Origin of the sequence: Allobosea psychrotolerans, from assembly GCF_002917105.1 — a bacterium.
In the GTDB taxonomy this organism is placed as follows: domain Bacteria; phylum Pseudomonadota; class Alphaproteobacteria; order Rhizobiales; family Beijerinckiaceae; genus Allobosea; species Allobosea psychrotolerans.
The window spans coordinates 102,783-109,057 of record NZ_PQFZ01000019.1; the positions used below are offsets into that span (position 1 = coordinate 102,783).

The window sequence follows — 6,275 nt, forward strand, 5'->3', positions numbered from 1 at the left end:
AGGAGCTTCGTCTCGAAGGATGCTTCAGGCGATCCCTCGAACCATCTGGAGCACCCTTCGAGACGCCGCTTACGCGGCTCCTCAGGGCGAGAGTCGGCGTTTCCAAACGGGCTTTCATGCGCACCGGCTTTGCGTCACTCGCCGGTTTCGCGCAGTTCGGCATGCTGGTTGCGGCTGGCGCGCAAGGCGACGGCGCTGATCCCGAAAGCGGCTTCGAACTGCGTGTTGAAGCGCGTGAAGTTCGAGAAATTCCAGCGTTTGGCGACCACAGCGACGCGCTCGCCTGGATTGCGTTCGATGTCGCGGCGCGCGCGGTCCAGGCGCACCGAGCGCTCATATTCCGAGATCGACACGCCAAGGAATTTCTGGAAGCCATATTGCAGAGCCCGCAGGCTGACACCGGAGGCGGCGACGAGGTCCTCCAGCGCAAGTGAACCATCGGCATGGCGCTCGATATGGTCGATCGCCCGCCTGACATGTTTGGGAACGATGACCTTCGCGTGGCGCGACAGGGCATCTTGATAATTATGCGGAAGAATCTCGAGAATGAGATCGATCAGCAACGCCGAGAGCCTGCCGGCGCTGTGTGGCGCCTCCTCGAGCGTGGGCAGCAGCATCGTTCGATCGAGCGCGGAGAGGAAGGCGCGCAAGGCTTGTGACGCATGGTTGCGAGCATCGAATTGCGGCGTGAAGCACAGCCTGCGCAAGACCGGCGCGCCGGTGAGTTCGAAGAGGCGATGCGTCAGCAGGCGCTGTTCGATCTGGATCGTATAGTTCTCCGACCGGGCCGAGCGGCGCGCTGATTTCACCTCGCGCATGTCGAGCAGGATGGAGCCCGAGCGCGCGCATTCGATAGTGTCATCGCCAAGCATGATCGTGGTCGAGCCGCTCATCGGCGTCACGATTTGAAAACCGTCGAAAATCTCGTGGTGCCGAATCTCAACCGGCTCCTCGAAGCTCGTGCGGAAAAACGACATGCCGTCGCAGGCCCGGCTGATCGCGTTGAACTCGATCCGCCCGGAGCGGGCGCCCAGCGGTTGAAGCGCGAGCCTGAAACCGCAGGCTGCGAAATGCTCGATCGCCTCGTCGATGTCGTGCGCCACGAAATGCCGCGTACGAGCCGGATGAGCCGTTCCTTTATGAAAGTCAGCCGGCATCGGCGCGCTCCGCGAGACGGATGGGGGAGACAGCAAGCCACGAAAGCGGTTCCGCTCGACCGGTGTTGGATCGCGCGCGACTGCAGTCGCAACCCCCGCCGGATCTGGGCTCCGGTGACACACTCAGCGTGGAATGCCGCATGTCCCACTTCCGCTGACGTCGTGTCTCAGGAAATACGACGCTCAGTGTTACGAATAATGCAGTCAATTTACGATTGGTGCAAGCTGGATTCGCTGGACGCAGAGTCATGACGGGCGGTGCAAGATAAGATTCTCGGTTAATACATCGATTAGGATTGCCGCAGAATAATCAGTTGTAACAGTTCGTTAGACCTCAAATAAATTTGAGGAGAAGGCGCTCTGATCGTCGTCCTCGTTGCGTAAGCATGGGGAAGTAAATGGCTTTGCGTGCTTGGGTACATCTCTCTCGATTGAAGCGATGTGACTCAGCGGAAGGTGAATAAATGCCTATAATCAACATGCCAGCCGATTGCTCTTTGCGTTCGATAAGCTCCTGCCATGCTGAAATGGTCGCGGCCTTGAAATCCGAGGGCGACCTGTCCGTCGATTGTTCCGCGATCACCACCTGCGACATCACCGGCATCCAGCTCCTGGTCTCGGCCGCCAAGACGGCGGAAGCCGCGGGCCGTGTCATGCGGCTGGCCGGTGTGCCAGAGACCCTGGGCATGGCTCTGGCGCGTGCGGGCCTGGCGCTTTCGCCGGCCGCCGATCGCATTCTCATCAACGAGGTCTGACTGTCATGGCGACGATTCTCACCGTCGACGATTCTCCGAGCGTTCGGCAGATGATCAAGCTCGTGCTCGGGCCTGCGGGGCACGCCGTGGTCGAGGCCGGTGACGGCTCGGAGGGGCTCGCCAAGGCCAAGGCCCAGAGCTTCGACCTCGTCATCACCGATCTCAACATGCCGGTGATGAACGGCATGCAGATGATCAAGGCGTTGCGCGCCCTGCCGAGCTTCGTCGGCGTCCCGATCGTTTTCCTCACTACGGAATCGGATGATGCCGTCAAGCAGGAAGCCAAGGCGGCCGGCGCGACGGGCTGGATAACCAAGCCGTTCAAGCCGGAGCAGCTGCTCGCCGTCGTCGCAAAGCTTGTGAGGGCATGATGGAACTCGATCCCACCGAAACCTTCCGGCAGGAAGCTGCCGATCTGCTCGACTCGCTCGAGACGGTGCTTCTCGATCTCGGCCAGACGCCGCAGGATCGCGATCTGATCGACGCCGCCTTCCGGGCGCTGCACACGATCAAGGGGTCGGGCGCGATGTTCGGCTTCGACAAGGTCGCGGCCTTCACCCATGATTTCGAGACGGCCTTCGACCTGATCCGCAAGGGCAAGATCGACGCCAACCACGACATCGTGACGGTTTCGCTCTCGGCGCGGGATTACATCCGCACGCTGATCGAGGATCCCGATTCCACGGACCCTATCATCGGCGAGGCGATCGTCGAGGAGCTGCAGCGCCTGATCGGCGGGGGAGCTTCCGCGTCCCGGTCCCAAGCGGCGGGCACTGAGGCGCAATCCGCAGCAGAGCCGGAGGCGGAAGAGCCTGCCGCGGCAGGGTGGACCATCGAGATCGCCTTCGAACCCGGCATTCTGCGCAACGGTACCAATCCGCTGGCCTTGCTCGACGATCTGCGCTCGCTGGGCCCCTGCGTCGTCGCAGCCGATCTCGGCACTGTGCCCGAACTGGGTGCACTCGACCCCGAGGCCTGCCTGATCTCCTGGGCTGTGACGCTGGAGAGCGCGTGCAACCGGGACGAGATCGAGGACGTTTTCATGTTCGTCCGCGATGAAATGAAGCTCGTCGTCACCCCGCTTGATGCGCGCGCACCCAAATTCGCAGCGCTGGACATGTCTATGCCCGACGCCGTGTCGCGGGCCGGAGAAGGAAGCACACAAGCGGCCATGGCGGACGCTGCCGCGGCCGCGCCTCCATCGACGACCCGCGCATCTCTCCCGGCCGCTGCGGCATCGCCCGCTCCCGTGGCCGAGAAGGCGGAACTCAACCGCCGCGGCGAGGACAAGGGAACCACCGTCCGCGTCCAGGCCGAGCGCCTCGACGAGCTGATGGACCGCGTCGGCGAGCTCGTCATCGCCCAGGCGCGCCTCAGCCAGATCGCCCATTCCGGCAGCGACCTGGCGATCAAGGCGATCGCCGAGGAGATCGAGCGCCTCGCTTCCGGCCTGCGCGATTCCACCATGGGCGTTCGCATGGTGCCGATGGGCTCGCTCTTCGGCCGCTTCCGCCGCCTGGTCCACGACCTCTCGCGCGATCTCGGCAAGCCTGTGGACTTCGTCACGGTCGGCGAGGACACCGAGATGGACAAGACGATGATCGAGCGCCTCGCCGATCCGCTGGTCCATCTGATCCGCAACGCCATCGACCATGGCATCGAATCCGCCGCTGACCGGGCGCAGACCGCCAAGTCGCCGACCGGCCGCATCGAGCTCGCGGCACGCTATGTCGGGGCTCAGGTGCTGGTCACCGTTCAGGATGACGGGGCGGGGCTCAACACCGCCCGCATCCGCGCCAAGGCGGAGGAGAACGGCCTGATCGCGCCCGGCGCTGCGATGAGCGAGCACGACATCCATCAGTTTCTGTTCCATCCCGGGTTCTCGACCGCCAAGACCATCTCCGCGCTGTCGGGCCGCGGCGTCGGCATGGACGTGGTCAAGCGCACGATCGAAGCGATGCGCGGCACCATCGACCTGACCACCATTCCCGGCCATGGCTCGTCGGTGACGCTGCGCCTGCCGCTGACGCTGGCTATCATCGACGGCCTGCTCATTCGGGTCGGCGAGGGCCGCTACATCATCCCGCTCTCGGCTGTGGAGGAGTGTATCGAGCTCACCGCGGCCGACGAGGCCCGGGCCAAGGGCCGCAGCTTCCTCAATGTGCGCGGCGAGCTCGTGCCCTTCGTGCGCCTGCGCGATCTCTTCGACTCGGAGGGCGAGGCGGATCCCCATCAGAAGGTCATCGTGACCTCGATCGGCGACACGCGGGTCGGCCTCGTGGTCGATCAGATCATCGGCAGCCACCAGACGGTGATCAAGTCGCTGTCCAAGCTCCATTCCGACGTCACGATGTTCTCGGGAGCAACCATCCTGGGCGATGGCTCGGCGGCGTTGATCCTCGACGTCGCCCAGCTCGTGACGCTCGGACAATCCCGTGCCGAAAGCGACAGAACCTCGGAGGCCGCGTGATGAACCAGGCTCAGACACAGGCGACGCCGAGGGACGCAAGCTCGGGGCTGCCGCCCGGTAACGAAACCCGGCTGCAGGTGCTGATGGTCGGGCTCGGCAACGAGATCTTCGCCATCGAGACCGACATGGTCCGCGAGATCATCGATCCCGTTCCGGTGACGCGCGTCGCCGGCGCGAGGTCCTTTCTCCCGGCACTGATCAACGTTCGCGGCAATGTCATCCCGCTCGCCGATCTGCGCATCCGCTTCGGCATGCAGAAGACGCAGGCCACAGCCGATACTCGCATCGTCGTCGTCGAAGTCGAGATCGACGGTGACCCGGTCACATTGGGGCTGCTGGCCGACAAGGTCTTCGAGGTCACCGAGGTGTCGAGCAGGCAGATGCAGCAGACGCCGCGTCTCGGCGCCCATTGGAAGCCCGAGTTCATCCGCTTCATCACCAAGTGGAACGAAGAATTCGTCATCGTTCCCGAGATGGCCCGCATCCTGGGCTGAGTATCGTTTCGTCGAGTTTGGGGTCTACGAAGATGCGCTTCACGATCAAGGCCAAGCTGGCCACGGCTTTCGGCGTTATCATCGCATTGTCGATGACGGCTGGAGGCATAGCTTTCTATCAGCTCTCCGAGCTTGATCGGTCCCAGCAGGCGATCATCGCCCAGGGCGAGCGCGCCGGGAAGGTCGCCGATCTCCAGAGGGATCTTCAAGCGCAGGTCCGGGCCGAGAAGAACGTCATGCTCGCCAGCGAGGACAAGGACATCGAGGCAGCGGCGGCCGACCTCCAGGCTGCCCGGCAGCGCGTCCAGACGATCAGTGCGGAGATGTATGCTTCGGCCTCTGAGCAGGGCAAGCGGCTGATGGATCAGGTCAACGCCAAGTCCAAGACCCTCAACGACATCCAGAACGAGACGCTGCGTCTCGCCCGCCTCAACTCGGCCAACCGCGCCGAGGATCTTTGGCGTGCCGAGGGTACGCCCGCGCTGAGCGCGCAGAATGCCACCATCGATTCGCTCCTCGGGGAACTTGATAAATCGAGCGGATCTTACGAGCACGAGCACGCGGCCCGGATCGCGATGGTCTTGCGCTTCGAGGTCGCTCGCTCGTTGCGCATGCTGATCGAAAACTTCACGGCTGCAAAGCCTGCGGAACTCGAACAGCGCCGGCGCGCCATGATCGGACAGATCGATTCGGTGAAACGCGCCGTCGCCGCCGCCGCAACCGCATTGAAGAGCGTCGGGATCTCCGCGGAGGTGCTCGAGGCCCAGGCGGCCCAGGTCCAGGCCGTCATGGTCCGCGCGCTGGACGTCGCCAACGAGGGCGGCACCATCAAGGCCATCGAACTCAGCAAGGGCGACGGCCGCAAGGCGCTCGTCGAGGCTTTGGCCGCCTATGACGCCTATGGCGATTTCATCGAGAAACGCATGAAGGATCTGGGCGTCGAAGGCACGAACACGGCCTCCGTCGCCAAGACGCTGCTCGCCGCCATTGTCATGGCCTCTCTCCTGATCGCCGTCGCAGCCGCCTTCTGGATCGCGCTCAACATCAGCCGCGGCGTCGCCGGCGCCGTCTCGATCGCCAACGCCGTCGCGGCGGGCGATCTCACCAAGACCGCCACGGTCCAGTCGGACGACGAGGTCGGCGACCTGATAACGGCCCTCAACGACACGGTCGAGAAGCTGCGCGACGTCGTCAGCCAGGTGAACACGGCGGCCGAGAACATGTCGGCTGGTTCGCAGGAGCTGTCGGCTTCGGCCGAGCAGCTGTCGCAGGGCTCGACGGAGCAGGCCTCATCGACGGAGGAGGCCTCGTCCTCGATGGAGGAGATGGCGGCCAATGTGAAGCAGAACGCCGAGAACGCGGCGACGACGGAGAAGATGGCTGGCCAGTCGGCCAAGGA

Annotated in this window: 6 protein-coding genes; 5 read left to right on the forward strand and 1 reads right to left on the reverse strand. The window is 64.0% G+C overall.

Annotated features, from left to right (window positions below; all coding sequences use genetic code 11):
- Positions 1-134: 134 nt before the first annotated feature.
- Entirely contained in the window at positions 135-1,103 is a 969-nt protein-coding gene (locus CYD53_RS24330; protein ID WP_181012008.1) for an AraC family transcriptional regulator, read from the reverse strand.
- A 533-nt stretch (positions 1,104-1,636) separates the two neighbouring features.
- Here CYD53_RS24330 and CYD53_RS24335 point away from each other — a divergent pair.
- The 5 genes from CYD53_RS24335 to CYD53_RS24355 form a co-directional block, all read left to right on the forward strand.
- Positions 1,637-1,912: an STAS domain-containing protein gene (locus CYD53_RS24335; RefSeq protein WP_281261274.1), complete on the forward strand. Its 276-nt coding sequence runs from the start codon at positions 1,637-1,639 to the stop codon at positions 1,910-1,912.
- Positions 1,913-1,917: 5 nt separating this feature from the next.
- Positions 1,918-2,283 (forward strand): response regulator, encoded by a 366-nt coding sequence (locus tag CYD53_RS24340; RefSeq protein ID WP_103720674.1) that lies wholly within the window; start codon positions 1,918-1,920, stop codon positions 2,281-2,283.
- On the forward strand, positions 2,280-4,382 hold the full coding sequence (locus CYD53_RS24345; protein WP_103720675.1) for a chemotaxis protein CheA: 2,103 nt from the start codon (positions 2,280-2,282) through the stop codon (positions 4,380-4,382). The genes CYD53_RS24340 and CYD53_RS24345 overlap by 4 nt, the downstream gene beginning before the upstream one ends.
- Before the next feature lie 83 nt (positions 4,383-4,465).
- Positions 4,466-4,876, forward strand: a complete 411-nt coding sequence (locus CYD53_RS24350) for a chemotaxis protein CheW (protein WP_245928408.1) — start codon at positions 4,466-4,468, stop codon at positions 4,874-4,876.
- A 32-nt stretch (positions 4,877-4,908) separates the two neighbouring features.
- Positions 4,909-6,275 (forward strand): HAMP domain-containing methyl-accepting chemotaxis protein (locus tag CYD53_RS24355; protein WP_103720677.1); only part of this gene is annotated, 1,367 nt, incomplete at its 3' end.

Excerpts from the sequence above, each read along its gene's own strand:
- CYD53_RS24340 (WP_103720674.1), top strand. The coding sequence starts at position 1,918 with ATGGCGACGATTCTCACCGTCGACGATTCTCCGAGCGTTCGGCAGATG.
- CYD53_RS24350 (WP_245928408.1), top strand. The coding sequence starts at position 4,466 with ATGGTCGGGCTCGGCAACGAGATCTTCGCCATCGAGACCGACATGGTC.
- CYD53_RS24335 (WP_281261274.1), top strand. The coding sequence starts at position 1,637 with ATGCCAGCCGATTGCTCTTTGCGTTCGATAAGCTCCTGCCATGCTGAA.
- CYD53_RS24345 (WP_103720675.1), top strand. The coding sequence starts at position 2,280 with ATGATGGAACTCGATCCCACCGAAACCTTCCGGCAGGAAGCTGCCGAT.